The sequence below is a fragment of the Isoptericola halotolerans genome (assembly GCF_045689585.1).
GTDB classification, from domain to species: Bacteria; Actinomycetota; Actinomycetes; order Actinomycetales; family Cellulomonadaceae; genus Isoptericola; species Isoptericola halotolerans_B.
In genome coordinates, this window is sequence record NZ_CP140108.1 from 1,947,885 (window position 1) to 1,966,592 (window position 18,708).

Annotated in this window: 18 protein-coding genes and 2 riboswitches; of the genes, 11 read left to right on the plus strand and 7 right to left on the minus strand. The window is 73.2% G+C overall.

Annotation, left to right across the window (positions count from 1 at the left end; all coding sequences use genetic code 11):
- Positions 1 to 109 precede the first annotated feature (109 nt).
- The 6 genes from UQW22_RS09130 to UQW22_RS09155 all read left to right on the plus strand — a co-directional run bounded on the left by UQW22_RS09130 (position 110) and on the right by UQW22_RS09155 (position 6,467).
- The gene (locus UQW22_RS09130; protein WP_407320624.1) at positions 110 to 1,057 is read left to right on the plus strand and encodes a glycosyltransferase family 2 protein; all 948 of its coding nucleotides are present in this window, start codon (positions 110 to 112) and stop codon (positions 1,055 to 1,057) included.
- Positions 1,054 to 2,229, plus strand: coding sequence for a glycosyltransferase (locus UQW22_RS09135; RefSeq protein WP_407320626.1), 1,176 nt, complete (start codon positions 1,054 to 1,056; stop codon positions 2,227 to 2,229). The genes UQW22_RS09130 and UQW22_RS09135 overlap by 4 nt, the downstream gene beginning before the upstream one ends.
- Positions 2,226 to 3,950, plus strand: coding sequence for a methyltransferase domain-containing protein (locus UQW22_RS09140; RefSeq protein WP_407320627.1), 1,725 nt, complete (start codon positions 2,226 to 2,228; stop codon positions 3,948 to 3,950). Before UQW22_RS09135 ends, UQW22_RS09140 begins: the two co-directional genes overlap by 4 nt.
- A complete protein-coding gene (locus tag UQW22_RS09145; protein WP_407320628.1) occupies positions 3,947 to 4,681 on the plus strand; it encodes a class I SAM-dependent methyltransferase in 735 nt (244 codons plus the stop codon). The genes UQW22_RS09140 and UQW22_RS09145 overlap by 4 nt, the downstream gene beginning before the upstream one ends.
- A gap of 65 nt (positions 4,682 to 4,746) precedes the next feature.
- Entirely contained in the window at positions 4,747 to 5,172 is a 426-nt protein-coding gene (locus UQW22_RS09150) for a MarR family winged helix-turn-helix transcriptional regulator (RefSeq protein ID WP_407320629.1), read from the plus strand.
- Positions 5,169 to 6,467, plus strand: coding sequence for an MFS transporter (locus UQW22_RS09155; protein ID WP_407320630.1), 1,299 nt, complete (start codon positions 5,169 to 5,171; stop codon positions 6,465 to 6,467). The genes UQW22_RS09150 and UQW22_RS09155 overlap by 4 nt, the downstream gene beginning before the upstream one ends.
- Positions 6,468 to 6,529: 62 nt before the next feature.
- Here UQW22_RS09155 and UQW22_RS09160 read toward each other — a convergent pair whose 3' ends face one another.
- Both UQW22_RS09160 and serC read right to left on the minus strand, forming a co-directional pair.
- Positions 6,530 to 7,300 (minus strand): MHYT domain-containing protein, encoded by a 771-nt coding sequence (locus UQW22_RS09160; protein ID WP_407320765.1) that lies wholly within the window; start codon positions 7,298 to 7,300, stop codon positions 6,530 to 6,532.
- 90 nt (positions 7,301 to 7,390) lie between these two features.
- Complete coding sequence (gene serC, locus UQW22_RS09165) at positions 7,391 to 8,518, minus strand: phosphoserine transaminase (RefSeq protein WP_407320631.1); 1,128 nt, start codon at positions 8,516 to 8,518, stop codon at positions 7,391 to 7,393.
- Between the two features lie 103 nt (positions 8,519 to 8,621).
- Between serC and UQW22_RS09170 the strand changes: the two genes are divergently transcribed.
- The 4 genes from UQW22_RS09170 to UQW22_RS09185 all read left to right on the plus strand — a co-directional run bounded on the left by UQW22_RS09170 (position 8,622) and on the right by UQW22_RS09185 (position 12,834).
- On the plus strand, positions 8,622 to 9,320 hold the full coding sequence (locus UQW22_RS09170) for a metal-dependent transcriptional regulator (protein WP_407320632.1): 699 nt from the start codon (positions 8,622 to 8,624) through the stop codon (positions 9,318 to 9,320).
- A 162-nt stretch (positions 9,321 to 9,482) separates the two neighbouring features.
- Positions 9,483 to 9,640: riboswitch (cyclic di-AMP (ydaO/yuaA leader) on the plus strand.
- Between the two features lie 51 nt (positions 9,641 to 9,691).
- Positions 9,692 to 10,435 (plus strand): C40 family peptidase, encoded by a 744-nt coding sequence (locus UQW22_RS09175; protein ID WP_407320633.1) that lies wholly within the window; start codon positions 9,692 to 9,694, stop codon positions 10,433 to 10,435.
- A gap of 285 nt (positions 10,436 to 10,720) precedes the next feature.
- A riboswitch (cyclic di-AMP (ydaO/yuaA leader) is annotated at positions 10,721 to 10,912 on the plus strand.
- A 96-nt stretch (positions 10,913 to 11,008) separates the two neighbouring features.
- A complete protein-coding gene (locus UQW22_RS09180) occupies positions 11,009 to 11,740 on the plus strand; it encodes a C40 family peptidase (RefSeq protein WP_407320634.1) in 732 nt (243 codons plus the stop codon).
- A 152-nt stretch (positions 11,741 to 11,892) separates the two neighbouring features.
- Positions 11,893 to 12,834: a universal stress protein gene (locus UQW22_RS09185; RefSeq protein WP_407320636.1), complete on the plus strand. Its 942-nt coding sequence runs from the start codon at positions 11,893 to 11,895 to the stop codon at positions 12,832 to 12,834.
- Between the two features lie 573 nt (positions 12,835 to 13,407).
- Here the strand turns inward: UQW22_RS09185 and UQW22_RS09190 are convergent.
- The 5 genes from UQW22_RS09190 to UQW22_RS09210 form a co-directional block, all read right to left on the minus strand.
- A complete protein-coding gene (locus tag UQW22_RS09190; protein WP_407320867.1) occupies positions 13,408 to 13,779 on the minus strand; it encodes a hypothetical protein in 372 nt (123 codons plus the stop codon).
- 219 nt (positions 13,780 to 13,998) lie between these two features.
- The gene (locus UQW22_RS09195; protein ID WP_407320637.1) at positions 13,999 to 14,823 is read right to left on the minus strand and encodes an ABC transporter permease; all 825 of its coding nucleotides are present in this window, start codon (positions 14,821 to 14,823) and stop codon (positions 13,999 to 14,001) included.
- Positions 14,820 to 15,848, minus strand: a complete 1,029-nt coding sequence (locus UQW22_RS09200; RefSeq protein ID WP_407320638.1) for an ATP-binding cassette domain-containing protein — start codon at positions 15,846 to 15,848, stop codon at positions 14,820 to 14,822. Before UQW22_RS09200 ends, UQW22_RS09195 begins: the two co-directional genes overlap by 4 nt.
- Before the next feature lie 36 nt (positions 15,849 to 15,884).
- Positions 15,885 to 16,286 carry a GntR family transcriptional regulator gene (locus UQW22_RS09205; RefSeq protein ID WP_407320639.1) on the minus strand — a complete coding sequence of 134 codons (402 nt, stop codon included), beginning with the start codon at positions 16,284 to 16,286 and terminating at the stop codon, positions 15,885 to 15,887.
- Positions 16,283 to 17,194: a hypothetical protein gene (locus UQW22_RS09210; RefSeq protein ID WP_407320641.1), complete on the minus strand. Its 912-nt coding sequence runs from the start codon at positions 17,192 to 17,194 to the stop codon at positions 16,283 to 16,285. Before UQW22_RS09210 ends, UQW22_RS09205 begins: the two co-directional genes overlap by 4 nt.
- Before the next feature lie 65 nt (positions 17,195 to 17,259).
- On the opposite strand from UQW22_RS09210, the gene UQW22_RS09215 reads away from it, so the two are divergent.
- On the plus strand, positions 17,260 to 18,705 hold the full coding sequence (locus tag UQW22_RS09215; protein WP_407320642.1) for a serine hydrolase domain-containing protein: 1,446 nt from the start codon (positions 17,260 to 17,262) through the stop codon (positions 18,703 to 18,705).
- Positions 18,706 to 18,708 lie beyond the last annotated feature (3 nt).

Below are 18,708 nucleotides of genomic sequence, written 5' to 3' on the forward strand. Positions count from 1 at the left end.
GCAGCCCGGCTGGGTCCCGCCGGGTGCGGCCCTTCGTCGTTAGACTCGCGCCGTCGGTGCCTCCGCGCCGACCCGCCAGCGCCGCCGTCGTCCCCACCGAAGGGCATCGATGAAGCTCGTCGTCCAGATCCCGTGCCTCGACGAGGCCGAGACGCTCCCTCTCGTGCTGGCCACCCTGCCGCGTGAGGTGCCCGGCTTCGACGAGGTCGAGTGGCTGGTCATCGACGACGGCTCCACCGACGGTACGGCCGAGGTCGCGAAGAACCTCGGGGTCGACCACGTGGTACAGCACCGCAGCACGATGGGGCTGGCCCGCTCGTTCCGCGACGGCGTCGACTTCGCGCTCTCCCACGGTGCCGACGTGGTGGTCAACACCGACGGCGACAACCAGTACCCGTCCGAGAAGGTCGCCGACCTCGTCGCGCCGATCCTGTCCGGGGAGGCCGACGTCGTGGTCGGCGACCGGCAGACGGCCACCATCGAGCACTTCAGCCCCTTCAAGAAGCGCATGCAGCGCGTGGGCAGCCGGGTGGTCAGCGCCGCGGCCCGGACGAGCCTGCCCGACGCTGCGAGCGGGTTCCGTGCCTACTCGCGTCACGCCCTGATGAGGCTCAACGTGGTCACCCAGTTCAGCTACACGATGGAGACGATCGTCCAGGCGGGCAACAAGGGGCTGCGCATCGCCTCGGTCCCCGTGACCACCAACCCGAAGACGCGCGAGTCGCGGCTCTTCCGCAACATCTGGCAGCACATGGGCCGCTCCGCGCGCGCCATCGTGCGCAGCTGGATCATGTTCCGCCCGCACCTGGTGTTCCTCTCGCTCGCGGGCGTGTTCTTCGTGGCGTCCGCGATCCCCGCCGTGCGGTTCCTCGTGTACTTCGCCCAGGGCGAGGGAGGGGGCCACGTGCAGTCTCTGGTGTTCGCCGCGGCTATGCTGGTCGGCTCGTTGCTGTGCCTGGCCCTGCTGGTGCTCGCGGACCTGCTGCGCACCAACCGCACGCTGCTCGAGGACTCCCTCGAACGTCTCAAGACGTTGCAGTACGGGCCGGACGAGTGATCGTCGCGTTCGGCACCTACGACGTCGCCCGGCACCCCCGGGCCGGGGTCCTCGTGGCCGGGCTGCGCGCCCGCGGGTACACCGTCACCGAGCTGAACCGCCCCCTCGGGTTCAGCACCGCCGAACGTGTCCGCATGCTCCGCGAGCCGTGGCGCCTGCCGCTGCTGCTCGTCCGCCTCCTGGCCTGCTGGGCGCTGCTCGTCCGCGACGACGTCGCCCACCGTCGAGCGCACGGCTCCCCGGACGCCCTGCTCGTCGGCTACCTCGGCCACTTCGACGTGGTCCTCGCCCGCCTGCTGCACCCCCGCACCACCGTGGTGCTCGACCACCTCGTGTTCGCCGCCGACACCGCCACCGACCGCGGTGCGGCCGGGCTGCGCGTGACGCTCCTGCGCGGCCTGGACCGGCTCGCGGTGGCGTGCGCGGACGTCGTCGTCCTCGACACCGCCGAGCACCGCGACATGCTCTCGCTCCTGGCGCCCTCGCGAGGGCGGCGAGGCGTCGTCGTGCCCGTGGGCGCCCCGGACGCCTGGTTCGCCGACACTCCCGGACCGGACGGCGGCACACCGTGGCGCGCGGTTTCCGACGGCGCCGCCCCGGCCGGTCCCGCGCCGCTGCGCGTGGTGTTCTTCGGCCTGTTCACCCCCCTGCAGGGCGCCACCGTGGTGGCCGCGGCGCTCGCGGACGCCCTGCCCCGCTCCCGTGACCCGGGTGCCGGCCGGCCCGTCGAGGCCGCGCTGGTGGGGCACGGCCAGGACCACGCCGCCGTGCGGGCCGTGCTCGACGGCGTGCCCGGCGTGACGTGGCTCGACTGGGTCGAGCCGGCCGACCTGCCCGCCCTCGTGGCCGGGCACGACGTCTGCCTCGGCATCTTCTCGGACACTCCCAAGGGCCTGCGGGTGGTGCCCAACAAGGTGTTCCAGGGGCTCGCCGCCGGGTGCGTGGTCGTCACCTCCGACACCCCGCCGCAGCGTCGGCTGCTCGCCGACCACGTCGAGCTCGTGCCGCCCGCCGACCCGGCCGCCCTCGCCCGGCGGCTCCTCGACCTCGCCGACCCCGCCCGGCTCGCCGCCGCCCGGGCCCGAGCGGCCGCCGCGCGTGCGCAGGTCCGGCCGGGCGCCGTCGTCGGCCCCTTGCACGCGGCGCTCGCCGCCCGCGGGGTCCGACCGTGACCGGGCGGCCCGGCGCGACAGCACGGCTGCTGGCCGTGCTGCGCACCCCCTGGGTGCGGTGGGGATTCCTCGTGCTCGCGCTGGGCCTGGCCGTCTACGCCGTCGTCGCCGTCCGCGACGACCTGCTCGAAGCCGCTCGTGCCATGTCCGCCGGGCGGCTCGCCGCGGCGCTCGGCGTCTCCCTGCTCTTCGTCGCCGCGACGATGATGTCGTGGCGGGCCGTGCTCACCGACCTCGGCTCGCGGCTCGGGACGGGCTCCGTCGTCGCGGTGTTCGGCATCAGCCAGCTCGGCAAGTACGTGCCCGGCGGGGTGTGGAACATCGTCGCGGCGGCCGAGGTCGGCGCCGACCACGGTGTCCCGCGCCGGCGCACGATGACGGCCACCGCCGTCGCGACCGGTGTCGGGGTCGTCTCCGGGGCGGTCGTCGGCGCCGTCGCGCTGCCGTTCCTCGCCGCCGACGCGCTCGGCCCGTGGGGCTGGACGCTGTGGCTGCTGCCCGCTGTCGTCGTCCTGCTGCTGCCGCCGGTGCTCAACCGGCTGCTCGCCCTCGCCCTACGGGTCGCGCGCCGCGCCCCGCTCGAGCACCCCCTGTCGTGGCGGGGTCTCGGGGCGGCCACCGCGTGGGCCGTGCTCGGATGGGTGTGCGCGGGCCTCCAGGTGTGGCTGCTGGCCACCGGCCTCGGGATGGCGACCGGTGCGCGGACGTTCGCGCTCGCCGTCGGCGGCTACGCGCTGGCCTGGATGGTGGGGTTCCTCGTCGTGGTGGTGCCGGCCGGGGCCGGGGCGCGCGAGCTCGTGCTGCTCGCCGTCCTGGCCGGCACGCTGCCGCACGCCGAGCTGCTGCTCGTCGTCCTGGTCAGTCGTGCCCTCGTCACCCTGGCCGACCTCGCGTTCGCCGGGGCCGGGGCCGGGGCCGGGGCGCTCGGGCGTCGCGGGCCGCTCCCGCCGCTCGCCCCCCGCGCCCGGCTGCGCTGGGACGCGGTGCGCCGCACCCTGCCGCGGGAGCGGGCACGGGTGCTGGAGGTCGGGTGCGGACAGGGCGCCGTCGGCGCCCGGATCGCCGCCCGCCACGACTACACCGCCGTGGAGCTCGACGAGACGACGCGGGCCGTCGCGGCCGCACGGGTCCAGGCGGTGGCGCCGGGAGCGCGCGTCGTGCACGGCGGGCCGGATGCGCTGGGCACCGACGAACGCTTCGACGTCGTGTGCGCGTTCGAGGTGGTCGAGCACGTCGCCGACGACGCCGCGGCCCTCGCCGAATGGGTCGACCGGCTGCGGCCCGGCGGTCTGCTGCTGCTGTCCACCCCGGCGTGGCCCGAGCGCTTCGGCCCGTGGGACACCCTCGCCGGGCACTACCGCCGCTACGACCCCGAGCGGCTGCGCACCCTGCTGCTGGACGCCGGGCTGAGCGACGTCGACGTGCGCCTCTACGACGCCCCGCTCGGCTACCTGCTGGAGGCGGTGCGCAACCGCGTGGCCCGCCGTCGGGCGCGCTCCCGGTCCGGCGCCCCGGTCCCGGCGGAGCAGACCGCGGTCAGCGGCCGGGTCCTGCAGCCCACCTCGTGGGCTGCTGGCGCCCTCGTCACCGCGGCGGTCTGGCCGTTCTGCCTGCTGCAGCGGGCCCTTCCCCACCACGGGACGGGCATCGTGGCCCACGGCCGCCGCCCCACCCCGGCCCCGGTTCGCCACTCACACCACGGACACCCGGAGGACGCGTGACCACCGCCCCACCCCTGACCCTGTTCGGTTCCCTGCGCTGGGACGTCGTGCGGCGCGTGCTCCCGCCGGAGCCTGGCCGCGTGCTCGAGGTCGGCTGCGGGCAGGGCGCCGTGGGTGTCCGGCTCGCGGCCGCCGGGCACCGGTACACGGGGGTCGAGCTCGACGGCGCCAGCGCCGAGGTGGCCCGCCGGCGGTTCTCGGACGCCGGCCTGGACGGCGAGGTCGTCCACGGGGACGCCCAGGAGCTCGACGCCGGCGCCGGGTTCGACGTCGTCTGCGCCTTCGAGGTGCTCGAGCACCTCGAGGACGACGCCGCGGCGCTCGCCTCCTGGGTCGAGCTGCTGCGCCCGGGCGGCCTGGTGCTCGTCTCCACGCCCGCGTGGCAGGCGCGCTACGGCCCCATGGACGCTGCCGTCGGGCACCACCGTCGCTACGAGCCCGTGCAGATGCGGGCGCTGCTGACCGGGGCCGGGCTCACCGACGTCGGCGGGCGCCTCTACGGCGCACCCCTGGGCTACGCCCTGGAAGCGGTGCGCAACCGGGTGGCCGCGCGGCGGCTGGAGGGCGACGGGACGACGACGGCGGAGCGCACCGCGCGCTCGGGCCGCCTCTTCCAGCCGTCGTCGGCGGCGCAGGGGGCGGCCGTCGCCGTGGCGACGTGGCCGTTCCGGGTCGCTCAGCGGGCGCTGCCGCGTTCCGGGCCGGCGCTCGTCGCCTGGGGCACGCGCTGACGACGCGCACCGCTGTGATTGCCCCCACATATCATTCGGCAAGGTAATGACCTAGAGTAAGGGAAGTGCCTGACGACCCCGCCCAGCTCAGCGGCGACCTCCGCGTCGCCCTCACCCGCGCTGCCCGCCGGCTGCGGACCCAGCGCGGCGAGGCGGACCTGCCCGAGGGGCAGTTCGGGGTCCTCGCCGTCCTCGACCGCCACGGGGAGATGAGCCCAGGGGCCCTCGCCGAGCACGAACGCGTCCGTCCCCCCGCGATGACCCGCGCCGTCACCACGCTGGCCGAGCTCGGCCTCGTCGAGAAGGCCGACCACCCCACCGACCGGCGCCAGGTCGTGGTGCGGCTCACCGACGCCGGACGCCACGAGATCGCCGAGACGCGCCGTCGCCGGGACGCCTGGCTGACCTGCCGGCTCGAGGAGCTCGACCCCGACGAGCGGGCCACGCTCGCCGCCGCCACCGAGATCCTGGCCCGGGTGGCGGCCGGATGAGCGCGACCTTCTCCTCCCTGCGCTACCCCAACTACCGGCTCTGGTTCGGCGCCGCCCTCGTGGCCAACGTCGGCACCTGGATGCAGCGCGTCGCCCAGGACTGGCTCGTCCTCACCGACCTCACCGACGACTCCGGCGTCGCCCTCGGCATCACGACCGCCCTGCAGTTCCTGCCCCTGCTGCTGCTCGGTCCGTGGGCGGGCCTGCTCGCCGACCGGCTGCCCCGACGACGCCTCCTCATGGTCACCCAGGGCGCGATGGGGGTGCTCGCCCTCGGCCTCGGGGTGCTGGTGCTGTCCGGCCACGCCCAGCTCTGGCAGGTGTACGCGTTCGCGCTCGGGCTCGGTGTCGTCACCGCGTTCGACAACCCGGTGCGGCAGACGTTCGTCGCCGAGCTGGTGCCGCCCGAGCGCCTCGCCAACGCCGTCGGCCTGAACTCGGCGTCGTTCAACGCTGCCCGGCTCGTGGGCCCGGGCGTGGCCGGGCTGCTGATCGCCGCCGTCGGCTCCGGCTGGGTGTTCGTCATCAACGGCGTCACCTTCGCCGCCACGATCGCCGCCGTCGCGCTCATGAAGGCGGAGGCGACCTGGGCGCGCGAACCCGCCCCCCGGGGCAAGGGGCAGATCCGTGAGGGGCTGCGGTACGTGCGGGGACGCTCCGACATCATGGTGATCATGGTCGTGATGGCCGTCGTGTCGACGTTCGGCCTCAACTTCCAGCTCACCTCCGCGATGATGGCTCGCGTCGAGTTCGAGCGGGGCGCGGGGGAGTTCGGCCTGCTCGGATCGGTGCTCGCCGTCGGGTCCCTGACCGGAGCGCTCCTGGCTGCCCGGCGCGACCGGCCGCGCGTGCGGCTCGTCATCGGTGCCGCGTTCGCCTTCGCCGTCGCCACCGCCGTCATGGCGCTCATGCCGACCTTCCCGGCGTTCGTGGTGGCCTGCATCCCGGTCGGGCTCGCGTCGCTGACGATGATGACCGCGGCCAACTCCACCCTGCAGACCTCGACGGACCCGGCGATGCGGGGCCGTGTCATGTCGCTCTACATGATGGTGTTCCTCGGCGCGACCCCCGTCGGGTCGCCCGTGGTCGGCTGGATCGGGGAGACCTTCGGCCCCCGCTGGTCGATCCTCGTCGGGTCCGTCGCCACGCTCCTCGTGGCACTGGGCGCCACGGTCTGGGCGGTGCGGAGCTGGCGGCTCAGGGTGCGCTACCGGCTGCTGAGCCGCCCGCACCTCGAGGTGGTCTACCTCGACGCGCCCGCCGCCGTCGAGAGCCGGCACGCCCGCGCAGCCTGACAGGGGCGGGCGTGCCGGGCGCCGAGGAGGCCGGCGGGCGCCGGGCGTGCCGGGCGACCGCGTCAGCCGGTCGGCGTGGGCGTGATCCGCTCCTCGAGCGCCTCGCGCTCGCGCATCTCGTCCTCCGTCGGCCACATGAGCACCACGAAGACCATCGCCACCGTGCTCAGGAACACCCCGGCGATGAGCGGGCCGAGCAGCTCCAGGGCCGAGGTGCCGCCCGGCGGCGGGCCGGCCGGCCCGGTCATGTGCATCGCGGCCATGCCGGTGTAGTGCATGCCGGCCACCGCGGCGGCCATCACCAGTGCGGCAACCGTCGCGAGCAGCCAGCCCTTGACGTTCACGCAGAGCCAGAGCGCGGCCGTCCCGGCGACGACGGCGATCACCAGGGACGCCCCGACCAGGAGGCTGTCGTAGTGGGTCTCGCCGCTCATCTCCATCGCGGCCATGCCGAGGTAGTGCATGCTCGCGACGCCCAGGCCGACGAACAGTCCGCCCACCAGCAGGTAGAGCAGCTTGTCGCCGAGGAACCCGACGAGGAAGAGCCCCGCCGTGACGACGGCCATCGCCAGCAGAGCGGAGAGGATCGTCAGCGGGACGTCGTAGTTGATCGGCATCCCGTCGACGGTGAAGCCGAGCATGGCGATGAAGTGCATGACCCACACGCCGGTGCCACCGATCGCGACGCCGCCGATGGTGAGCCAGATGCTCTTGGCCACGGCGCTCGTGGTGGCACGTGCCCGCGAGGTGGCCGACAGTCCTGTCAGGCAGCCGATGAACGACGCGATGTACCCGGCGAGCGGCGTCAGCAGCCCGTACGTGAAGTGCTCCATCTCTGGCACGTCCCAGCTCCTTTGCTATGTCGGCTTTGTACGAAACGCCGGAATGCTAGCAGTGGAGCGGGTGAAATTTCTTCCCGAAGGCTACAGCACTTGATTCACGATGAAATCCATGCAAGACGTCAGTGCTCGGACGTCCTCCGGGTCCACCGCGGGGAACATCCCCACCCGGACCTGGTTGCGGCCCAGCTTGCGGTACGGGAACACGTCGAGGACCCCGTTGTCGCGCAGGTTGCCGACGACGGCGCTGGCGTCCACGCGCTCGTCCAGGTCGATCGTCCCCACCACGGTGGACCGCTCCGCCGGGTCGGCGACGAACGGCGTCGCCCACTCACGGGCCTCCGCCCAGCCGTAGAGGATCCTGGCCGACGTCGCGGACCGCCCGCTCGACCACTCCAGGCCGCCCTGCTCGAGGATCCACTCGATCTGCTCCGCCAGCATCACCAGCGTCCCGACGGCCGGGGTGTTCAAGGTCTGGTCCAGGCGGGAGCTCGCCAACGCCGTCGTCAGGGACAGGAACTCGGGCACCCAGCGGCCGCCTCCGGATGCCTCCACGAGGGCGGCGCGCTCGATCGCGGCCGGGCTGCACAGCGCGAGCCAGAGCCCGCCGTCGGCGCCGAAGACCTTCTGCGGGCCGAAGTAGTAGACGTCGGTCTCCCGCAGGTCCACCGGCAGCGCCCCCGCACCCGACGTCGCATCCGTCAGGACGAGCTGGTCGGAGCCGGCCGGGCGACGCACCGGGGCCATCGCGCCCGTCGAGGTCTCGTTGTGCGGCGACGCGTACACGTCGACGGACGCCGACGGCGTGAGGTGCGCGACGCCGCCGGGCGCGGCCTCGACGACCTCCGGGTCCGCCAGGAAGGGCGCGCGGCGGGTGGCCGCGGCGAACTTCCCGCCGAACTCCCCGAACACGGCGTGCTGCGCCCGCTCCCGGACGAGGCTCGCCGTCGCGACGTCCCAGAATGCCGTCGACCCGCCGTTCCCGAGCGCGACCTCGTACCCCGGGGGGAGGTCGAAAAGCTCCGCGAGGCCCGTGCGCACGCGGCGCACCAGGTCCTTGACGCCGGGCTGGCGGTGCGACGTGCCCAGCAGAGGGCGCCGGGGGTCGCCGGCCGCCCGCAGGGCGTCGACCTGGGCGGGGCGGACCTTGGACGGACCGGCACCGAACCTGCCGTCGGACGGCAGCAGCGACGAGGGGATCTGGAGGGGCATGGGGACTCCGTGGCTGACGTGTGGGGGGCGACCGTCGGCGACGGACGCCGGAACGGTGACGTGTGCGAATAGACTAGGCCCGGGCCTCAAGACGGGAGTGGACGTGACCGACCTGATCGACACCACCGAGATGTACCTGAAGACGATCTACGAGCTCGGCGAGGAGGGCATCACACCGCTCCGCGCACGGATCGCGGAACGCCTCGGACACTCCGGTCCGACGGTCTCGCAGACGATCGCCCGGATGGAGCGGGACGGGCTCGTGGTCGTCACCGGCGACCGGCACCTCGAGCTCACCGACGACGGCCAGGCGAAGGCGACGCGCGTCATGCGCAAGCACCGGCTGGCCGAGCGGCTCCTGACCGACGTGATCAAGCTGGACTGGGAGCACGTCCACAACGAGGCGTGCCGCTGGGAGCACGTGATGAGCGACCTCGTCGAGCGCCGCCTCGTCACCCTCCTCGACCACCCGCACCACGACCCGTACGGGAACCCCATCCCGGGGCTGTCCGAGCTCGGCGAGCAGTACGAGGACCTGCCGTTCCTCGAGGGCGTGCAGTCGCTGCCCGCCTTCCTGCGCGGGCAGACCGAGAACGTCGAGATCGTCCTGCAGCGCATCGCCGAGCCCGTGCAGGTCGACGACGAGTTCCTCGCGCGGCTCGAGCGCGTCGGGCTGGTGCCGGGTGCTCGCATCGCGGCCCGCACGCTCGGCGACTACTACGCCGTCCAGGCCGACGGCGCGAGCGAAGGGCTGGAGCTGCCCGACGACCTCGCCAAGCACCTGTTCGTGGCGGCCCGCTGAGCTGTCCCGCAGGCCCGCCGCGAGGCGCGGGACGCCGCCGCGATCGGGCTGTGATCGGAACGTGACATCACCGGTGGGTTCGGGTACGGTCAGACACGCTCGCGGGAGTGCCTTCCGCCGAGTGCCGGGACGGACCGCCAAGTCCTGCCGCCGCCCCGGCCCCACGGAAGACCGCCGGCAGGAGCGGGGGACCCATTTGTGGGCATCGGTGACGGTGTCCTTGGGGTGAAGCCGCACGGGACCTCTGGTTCCGTGGGGCCGGGTGATTTCTCCCACCCGAACCCGACAGCTGACCTCGTAGGCGACAGGAGAGGGAAGACGTGAACGCATCTACCAGGACGCGCGGCAAGCACCGCGCTGCGAGGCGTCCGATGTTGGCTGCGCCGTCCGCGGCGGCCGGTCGTCGGGCTGCTGTGGTGGCCACCGCTGGTGGTCTGCTGGTCTCGACGATCGGTGGGGCTTCTGCGGCGCATGCCGCTCCGGTCGACAGCGACGCGGCGAAGAAGCTGAGCACGGTCGATCTGGGTGCTCTGACGGATCAGGCGCGTTCGGCGCTGGAGGCGGCTCCGGTCGTGACCGTGGACTCCGAGGCGAAGGTCTCGGTGGAGAAGGTCACGCCGAAGATCGCTGCGAGTGCCGAGATCAAGGCGGCGCCGGAGCCCGAGCCGGAGCCGGTGCGTGAGGTCGCTCCGTCGCGTTCGGCCGAGCGGACCGCGGTGGAGTCCACCAGCGAGTCGAGCACCGAGTCGTCCAGCACCGAGTCCACGGCGGCACCCGCGTCGGCCAACGGCTCCATCATCTCGATCGCCTCGCGCTACGTGGGTGTGCCCTACGTCTCGGGCGGCACCTCGCCGTCCGGCTTCGACTGCTCGGGCTTCACCCAGTACGTCTTCGCGCAGGCCGGCATCTCGCTCCCGCGCGCCTCGTCGGCGCAGCGCTACGCCGGCACGGTCGTCTCCCGGGCGGACGCCCAGCCGGGCGACCTCATCTGGTCGCCGGGTCACATCGCGATCTACGCCGGCGGCAACACCCAGATCGACGCCCCGCGCCCCGGCAAGACGATCCAGTTCCGGAGCATCTGGCAGTCGAACCCCACCTTCATCCGCGTCGGCTGACCCCCGGGTCGCCACGCCACCACGAGGCCCTGCCGCGCTCCGCGTGCGGCAGGGCCTCGTGGTGTCCCGGCCCCTGTGCGCCGCCGGCGGCGTGCCGGGATGCTGGAGGCCCTGACGCCGGCGCCGCGACAGGGGGACGGACGGAGGATCTCCGGCCCTCTGCGGGGGCTCCAGCGCCTCCAGCGGCCCGGTGACGGAACTCATCCCGCGTCGCCGTGACCTAAACGTGACATGGGGGCCGCGATCCGCTACGGTTTCCACGTCCGGTGGAGAATTCTGCCGGATCCTGACCGGACGCCGAGTCCTGCCATCGGTCGGGGAACCAAGACCGCCGGCAGGAGCGGGGGACCCATTTGTGGGCATCGGTGACGGTGTCCTTGGGGTGAAGCCGCACGGGACCTCTGGTTCCGTGGGGCCGGGTGATTTCTCCCACCCGAACCCGACAGCTGACCTCGTAGGCGACAGGAGAGGGAAGACGTGAACGCATCTACCAGGACGCGCGGCAAGCACCGCGCTGCGAGGCGTCCGATGTTGGCTGCGCCGTCCGCGGCGGCCGGTCGTCGGGCTGCTGTGGTGGCCACCGCTGGTGGTCTGCTGGTCTCGACGATCGGTGGGGCTTCTGCGGCGCATGCCGCTCCGGTCGACAGCGACGCGGCGAAGAAGCTGAGCACGGTCGATCTGGGTGCTCTGACGGATCAGGCGCGTTCGGCGCTGGAGGCGGCTCCGGTCGTGACCGTGGACTCCGAGGCGAAGGTCTCGGTGGAGAAGGTCACGCCGAAGATCGCTGCGAGTGCCGAGATCAAGGCGGCGCCGGAGCCCGAGCCGGAGCCGGTGCGTGAGGTCGCTCCGTCGCGTTCGGCCGAGCGGACCGCGGTGGAGTCCACCAGCGAGTCGAGCACCGAGTCGTCGAGCACCGAGTCGTCGAGCACCGAGTCGTCGGCGGCGCCCGCTGCCAGCGCGAGCGGCTCCTCGGCCGTCTCGATCGCCGCCCGCTACATCGGCGTCAAGTACGTCGTGGGTGGCGCGTCGCCGTCCGGCTTCGACTGCTCCGGGCTCGTGACCTATGTCTACAACCAGCTCGGCGTGTCGCTGCCGCACTCCTCCAGCGCGATCCGCAGCGCGTCGAACACCTCCGTCATCTCCGCGTCGGAGGCTCGTGCCGGTGACCTCATCTGGTCGCCCGGACACATCTCGATCTACATCGGCAACGGCCAGCAGATCGAGGCGACGCGTCCCGGTGGTTGGGTCGTGCGCCAGTCCGGCATCTGGCAGTCCAGCCCCACCTACCTGCGGGTGACCGGCTGACCTGACCGTCCTCAGCATCCACGACGCCCCGACGTTCCCCGTGAACGTCGGGGCGTCGTGCTGTCCTTTGCTACACCTTGCGGCCGTCTTTCGTTACGCTTGAACCACAGTTGTTCCGGACGTCGAGGTCCGGGCATGACGGGAGGCGCGACATGACACGTCCAGAGGTCGTCCTGGTGGGCGTCGACGGTTCCACCGCGAGCCTGCACGCCCTGGACTGGGCGGCGACGTACGCTCAGCGGGTCGGATGGGGACTGCACATCGTGTGCAGCTATTCGCTGCCCTCGTTCACAGCGGCATCGCTCGACGGCGGGTACGCGGCTCTCGACGACACGGCCATCGCCGAGGGGGCGAAGGCGGTCCTCGCCGAGGCGCAGGCGCGCGTCGAGGGGCTGGGCATCCCCGTGGAGGGGACCGTCGCCACGGGTGACGCGGCCGGTGTGCTCGTCGAGATGTCGAGCGACCACTGCCTCGCCGTCGTCGGCACGCGCGGACGCGGAGGTTTCGCGGAGCGGCTGCTCGGCACCGTCTCCTCCGCGCTGCCCGCGCACGCCCACTGTCCGACCGTCGTGGTCCCGCACCGGGAGGGAGCGGAGAACCCGGAGCGTCGCGACGGCGACGTCGTGCACGAGGTCCGGCGGATCGTCGTCGGCGTGGACGGCTCGCCGACCTCGGAGGTCGCGCTGCGGCACGCTGTCGAGCAGGCCGAGTCCTGGGACGCCGAGCTGGTCGCGGTCGCCGGTGTCCCGCTCGGCTCGGGAGCCGGGGTGCTCGCCTGGCTGCCGTCCCAGATCGACCACGAGCAGGTGCTCGCCGACGTCAAGGCCGGGCTGGACGTCATCGTGGACCAGGTCGAGGCAGAGCATCCGGACATCACGATCAAGCGGCACGTGCTGGACGGGTCCGGCGCCGAGCTGCTCACCGAGTTCTCCTCCGCCGCGGATCTCGTCGTCGTCGGCTCTCGTGGCCGTGGCGGTTTCCGCGGGCTGCTGCTCGGGTCGACCAGCCAGGCCGTGCTGCACCACTCGCAGTGCCCCGTGCTGGTGGTCACCCGCAAGTGCGACGAGGAGATGCAGGCCGACCCCGCCGCCTGACCTCCCCACTCGCCCCGCCCCGCCTGGCCACCCTCTTCTCGCCCGGGCCTCACCCCGGCGCTGTGGGTATGAAATCTCCGATTCCCCGGCAGCAAGAGCTGGAGATTGCATACCCACAGCGCCGAGGTGGGGCGGGAGAGAGGGATCAGGCATACCGGGTCTGGGGCGGCGGTGTTGGCCTGTGGAAAACGTCTGCACCCTCGGGGCCGGCCCGTGCCAGGGTCGGCGCATGCTTCGACGAGCAGGCAAGGTACCGGACGGACCGTTTCGTGTGCGTGACGCGCTCGCCGACGGGGTCCCGTGGTCGCGGCTCCGACGCCGGGACCTTGTCGCCCCCTTCGCCGGCGTCCGGGTGGCGGCCGGCGACCTCGACCTCCTGGCTCGATGCCGGAGCCTGCTGCCGACGCTGGCCGACGGCGTGGCGTTCAGCCACGTGACCGCGCTGCGGATCCATGGGATCGACGTGCCGTGGGCGCTCCGCGAGGAAGCTGCCGACTCGGCCCCGCTGCAGGTCGTGACCCATCGGGAGGAGGACCGACCGCAGCGCCGCGGCGTGGTGTCCCACCGGTCCCGTCAGACCTTCCTTGAGACGACGACGCTGCCCGTCACGTCGCCGGAGGGCTGCTTCCCGACGAGATCGTCGTCCTCGGCGATGCGGTGCTGCGCCGCAAGCAGACGCTGTCCTCGGTGGCGGAGCTCGCCCGCATCGCCGAACGGACGCACAAGGTCAAGGGCATCGCCAGGGTCCGCGAGCAGATGTCGCGGATCCGGCCCGGCACCGACTCCGTGATGGAGACACGGACGCGCCTGCGGCTGGTCGAGGCAGGTCTCCCGTGCCCGGAGGTCAATCAGGTGGTATGGCTGAGGGACGGCACCTACGTCAAGCGATGTGACCTGATCTACCCCCGGTACCGGCTCGTCGTCGAGTACGACGGTGACCAGCACCGGCCCGACAGGGATCAGTGGCGGGACGACGTCGAGCGCCGACGGTGGCTCGAGGCACTGAACTATCAGGTCGTCGTGGTGGTGGGGAGCGACTTCAGCGGGTCTGGAGGTGCACGGCGCGAGCAGAGTGGCTTCGTCGACCGGGTCCGGGGTGTCCTTGCCAGACCCGCCACGAGCGTGCCGGCCGGCATACCCACAGCGAGGCGGCGGGGCCGCGGGTCAGTGGCGGTTGCGGTAGAGGTACATCGTGATCGGGGCGAACACGGCGGTCATGACGACGGCCGATATCAGCACCGTCGTGACGTCACCGAGTCCGGCGGTGCCCGCCATGAGCCCGCGCACCGCGGTGACGAGGTGTGACACCGGGTTCAGGTCCACGAAGGTCTGCAGCCCGGACGGCATCGTGGACGGGTCGACGAAGATGTTGGACGCGAACGTCAGCGGCATGAGCACCATCATCGACACGCCCATCACGGCGTTCGGGGTGCGCAGCAGCAGGCCGAGGATCGTGAAGATCCAGCTCAGCGCGAAGGCGAACACCAGGAGCAGCGCCACCCCCGCGACGACGCCGAGGACGCCGCCGTCGGGCCGGAACCCGATGAGGAGCCCGAGCCCGATGCACATCACCGACGCGATCGTGTAGCGCACGGTGTCGCCCAGCAGAGCGCCGACGATGGGGGCGGGCCGCCAGATCGGCAGCGACCGGAACCTGTCGAACACCCCCTTGGTGATGTCGGTGTTGAGGGTGTAGCCCGTGTACACGGTCACGATGATGATCGTCTGCACCAGGATGCCGGGCAGCAGGAACTGGATGTAGGCGTCCGTCGATCCCGCGATCGCCCCGCCGAACAGGTAGGTGAACATCAGGGTGAAGATGACGGGGGAGACCAGCACGTCGAAGAGCTGCTCCGGCACGTGCTTGATCTTGAGCAGCGCCCGCCACGCGAACGTCAGCGACGTGGCGACCGCCGAGGGGCGCGCGGGCCGGGACTCCAGCGCCACGGCCTCGCGCAGGGACGTCGTGCTGATGTCGACAGCGCTCATCGGGACATCTCCTCCTCGACGGCGGGGCCGTCACTCGTCTCGTCCGCCGGCAACGGTGCACCGGTGAGCGTCAGGAACACCTCGTCGAGGCTCGGCTGGCCGAGCGAGAACTCGGGAACGGCGATCCGGGCCTCACCGAGCGCGGGCAGGACCTGCGCCACGAGATGGGCACCGTCGTCGGGCACCCGGGCGCTCAGTGCGTAGGGGTCGGTGGGCAGCGTCGGTTCAGTGCCGAGCACCCGCGCCACGACGGCGGCCGCCGCGGCGCGCTGCGAGGCGTCCGCGAGACGCAGGTCCACCGCACCCTGGCCGACGGACCGCTTGAGCTCGGTGGACGTGCCCTCCGCGATGAGCTTTCCGTGGTCGATGACGCCGATCCGGTCGGCGAGCTGGTCGGCCTCCTCGAGGTACTGCGTGGTGAGCAGGACGGTCGCACCGTCGTCGACGAGGACGCGCACGATGTCCCAGACCTGGTTGCGCGACCGGGGGTCGAGGCCGGTGGTCGGCTCGTCGAGGAACAGCACCCGGGGGGAGAGCACGAGCGAGGCGGCGAGGTCGATGCGGCGCCGCATGCCGCCGGAGTAGGTCTTGACCTGGCGGGGGCCCGCGTCCGTGAGGCTGAAGGCCTCGAGCAGGTTCGCCACCCGTCGGGTCGCCGCACGGCCGCGGAACCCGTACAGCCGGGCGAGCATCAGGAGGTTCTCGGTGCCGGTGAGGTCCTCGTCGACGGAGGCGTACTGGCCGGTGAGGCCGACGGCGGCGCGGACGGCGTCGGCGTCGTGCGCGACGTCGTGGCCGAGCACGCGGGCGGTGCCGCCGTCGGGGCGCAGCAGCGTCGCGAGCATGCGCACGACCGTCGTCTTGCCGGCGCCGTTGGGACCCAGCAGACCGAACACGCTCCCCGTGGGGATCGAGAGGTCGACGCCGTCCACGGCCTTGGTCGTCTTCTTGCCGGAGGTGAAGTGCTTGACGAGGCCGGTCGCCTCGACGGCGAGGGGCGGCGACCCGCCCGCGTGGTCGGTCATGGTGAGCTCCTCAGGTGGTTGTTCCCAACGTAGAACCTAGGACTCGCCTCCGACAGTCATTTCATCGGTCGGCCGAACGGTGCGCAGCTCGCCGTGCACGACGTCGAGTATCGCCGCGTCGCCGAGCCCGCCCGCTCGTGCCCGGCGCACCGCCGCCCGCAGCTCGGTGACCGCAGCCGCGCCCGGGCGATCCGGCTCGGCGTCCGCGACGACCGTGCCCACCCGGCGCCGGGACGTGACGACGCCGGTGGCCTCGAGCTCGCGGTACGCCCGCTGGACGGTCCCGACGGCGATCCCGAGGTCCCGGGCGAGGTCGCGCGAGGTCGGCAGCCGGTCGCCGGGAGTCAGGACGCCCACGGCGACGAGCCCGGCGACCTGGCTGCGGATCTGCTCGTAGACGGGGGTGGGAGAGCGCAGGTCGACGCTGACGTCGGTCATCGCGGGTCCGGTCCGACGGCGACGTGCGCCCGCCCTGCGACGACGACGGCGACGACGGTCCCGGCGGCGACCGCCACGGCGAGGGCACCGGACACGGCGGCGGCGACGAGCATGCCGGGGTCGGACGTCGTCGCCGCCGACGTCTGGTGGATCCCCGCGTTGCGGACCGCCAGGGCGACGACCAGCAGGGTGAGGGTCGTCGTCGCGCCGACGCAGACGTGGGTCACCGCGAGGACGCGGGCCGCCGACGTCCGGCGCAGCGCGTCGTCCTGGTACCGGTCGAGGCTCGCCAGCGGCGCCCGGTGGGCCACGACCCGCAGCGTGGCGAGGGTCGCCAGGAGCGCCACGGCGAGACCCGCGAGCATCGGCACGGCGTACGGCCAGCCGGGGTAGGGGCCGCTGCTCCCGGTGAGGAGCCCGCCGTCGGGCAGGATGACGGGCGGGCCGGCCACCGACCGTCCGTCCGGGGCTGCCGTGACCCCGGTGACGAGCAGGGCGGCGGTGAGGACCGTCGCCGTCACCGCGAGGTGCGTCAGGGAGGTGCCGCCGGTCCGGCGGACGGTCCGGCGCGCGAGCGACGCGTGGCGCACGGTGCCGCTGGGGCGGGGCCACGTCAGCTCGCCGGCGAGGCGGACCAGGCAGTGCACGACGGCGACGGCGAAGGGTGCGACGGCCTGCACGACCCCGGGTGCGGCGGGCGACGGCTGCCGGTCCGGTGCCAGGGGCAGGCTGAGCGCGAGGACGGCGGTGGCGGCGGCGGCCAGCGTGGCCACGAGGGTGATGAGGGAGTCGTGTCGCCGGGCCCGGCGGAGGGCGGCGCCGTCGTGCGTGCGACGGCCGGCGAGCCACAGCACGAGGGTGGCGGCCGCCACGGGGAGGCCCACGAGGACGGTGAGGACGATGGACAAGGCGACTCCTATTGGATCAATGCGTTGACTCATTCAATCATGGAGGGCGCGGCTAGGGTGTCGACATGACCGCCGGTGCCCCCGGGTGCGCCCTCGGGCGCCCGACGACGGACCTGAACACCTCCTACCTCGGCGACTGGGTCATGACCCGTGCCGCGCTCGCCCGGGTCCCCGGCGTGCAGTACGCCGTGCTCGTCGACGACGAGGTGGTGCTGGACGGCGCGTGGGGCGTCACCGACCTCACGTCCGGCAGCCCGCTGCGTCCGGACCACCTCTTCCGGGTCGCCTCGCACTCCAAGACGTTCACCGCGACGGCCGTCGCGCGACTCGTGGAGCGGGGCGAGATGCGGCTCGACGCCCCGCTGGGGTCGTTCGTGCCCGAGCTCGACGGCGCCCCCGTCGGCGAGGTCACGGTCCGCGAGGCGCTCGGGCACACCGGCGGGGTGCGCCGCGACGGCCAGGACGCCGACTTCTGGCAGCTCGGCGCGCCCTTCCCGGACCGCGCCCGCCTGCTCGACGAGGTGCTCACCGGCGGAGACGTGCTCGCGCGGGGCGAGGCGTTCAAGTACTCGAACCTCGCCTACGGCCTGCTCGGCCTCGCCGTGGAGGCGGTCACCGGCACCCCGTACGCCGAGCACGTCCGCAGCGACCTGCTCGACCCGCTCGGCCTGACCGACACCCACCCGGAGCTCGAGGAGAGCCTGGAGCGCCGCGCCGTCGTCGGGCACTCCGCGCCGACCCTCGCCGAGCCGGGCCTGCCCGCGCGCTTCGCCGACGGGAGGCTGCCCGTCGCGGCGACCACCACCGGTGCACTGGCTGCGGCCACAGGGTTCTGCTCCACCGCCCACGACCTGGTGCGGTGGGCGGCGGCGCACGGAGAGGGATCCGGACTGCTCGGCCCGACGATGCGACGACTGCTGCAACGCGCGGAGTCCGTCGTGGAGCGGCCGGGCGCCCCGCGCCGCGAGTACGGCCTCGGCTTCGAGGCCCGCGAGATCGCCGGGCACCGGGTCGTCGGGCACTCGGGCGGCTTCCCCGGGCAGATCACCCGCACGTGGTTCGACCCGCGGCGCCGCATCGCCGTCGCCGTCCTGACCAACGCCGTCGACGGCCCGGCCGACCAGATCGCCTCCGGGTTGTTCGCCCTGGTCAGCACGGCCCTGCCCGACGACGGCGGGACGGCCGACGTCGAACACGGCGACCTCGACCGGTGGACCGGCCGGTTCGCGAACCTGTGGGGGATGGTCGACGTGGCCCGCCTGGGAGAGCGGCTGTGGCTGATCGACCCGCGCCAGGCGGACCCGTTCGTCGGCGCCGAGCGGCTGACCGTCGACGGGACGGTGCTGCGGCCGGAGGTCCACGACGGGTTCGGGCCGGTGGGCGAGCCGATCGAGGTGCTGCGCGACGCCGCGGACGAGCCGGTCGCCGTCGTCGTCGGGGGGATGACGTCGTGGCGGGCGGCCGACTACGAGCGTGAGCGGCGTGCCCAGGGGGCGCGGCTCGCGAGCTGACGT

What these genes read in the sequence shown, in the direction of transcription:
- UQW22_RS09130 (WP_407320624.1), top strand. Translation starts at nt 110, where the DNA reads ATGAAGCTCGTCGTCCAGATCCCGTGCCTCGACGAGGCCGAGACGCTC.
- UQW22_RS09155 (WP_407320630.1), top strand. Translation starts at nt 5,169, where the DNA reads ATGAGCGCGACCTTCTCCTCCCTGCGCTACCCCAACTACCGGCTCTGG.
- UQW22_RS09160 (WP_407320765.1), bottom strand. Translation starts at nt 7,300, where the DNA reads ATGGAGCACTTCACGTACGGGCTGCTGACGCCGCTCGCCGGGTACATC.
- serC (WP_407320631.1), bottom strand. Translation starts at nt 8,518, where the DNA reads ATGCCCCTCCAGATCCCCTCGTCGCTGCTGCCGTCCGACGGCAGGTTC.
- UQW22_RS09175 (WP_407320633.1), top strand. Translation starts at nt 9,692, where the DNA reads ATGTTGGCTGCGCCGTCCGCGGCGGCCGGTCGTCGGGCTGCTGTGGTG.
- UQW22_RS09185 (WP_407320636.1), top strand. Translation starts at nt 11,893, where the DNA reads ATGACACGTCCAGAGGTCGTCCTGGTGGGCGTCGACGGTTCCACCGCG.
- UQW22_RS09195 (WP_407320637.1), bottom strand. Translation starts at nt 14,823, where the DNA reads ATGAGCGCTGTCGACATCAGCACGACGTCCCTGCGCGAGGCCGTGGCG.
- UQW22_RS09200 (WP_407320638.1), bottom strand. Translation starts at nt 15,848, where the DNA reads ATGACCGACCACGCGGGCGGGTCGCCGCCCCTCGCCGTCGAGGCGACC.
- UQW22_RS09205 (WP_407320639.1), bottom strand. Translation starts at nt 16,286, where the DNA reads ATGACCGACGTCAGCGTCGACCTGCGCTCTCCCACCCCCGTCTACGAG.
- UQW22_RS09215 (WP_407320642.1), top strand. Translation starts at nt 17,260, where the DNA reads ATGACCGCCGGTGCCCCCGGGTGCGCCCTCGGGCGCCCGACGACGGAC.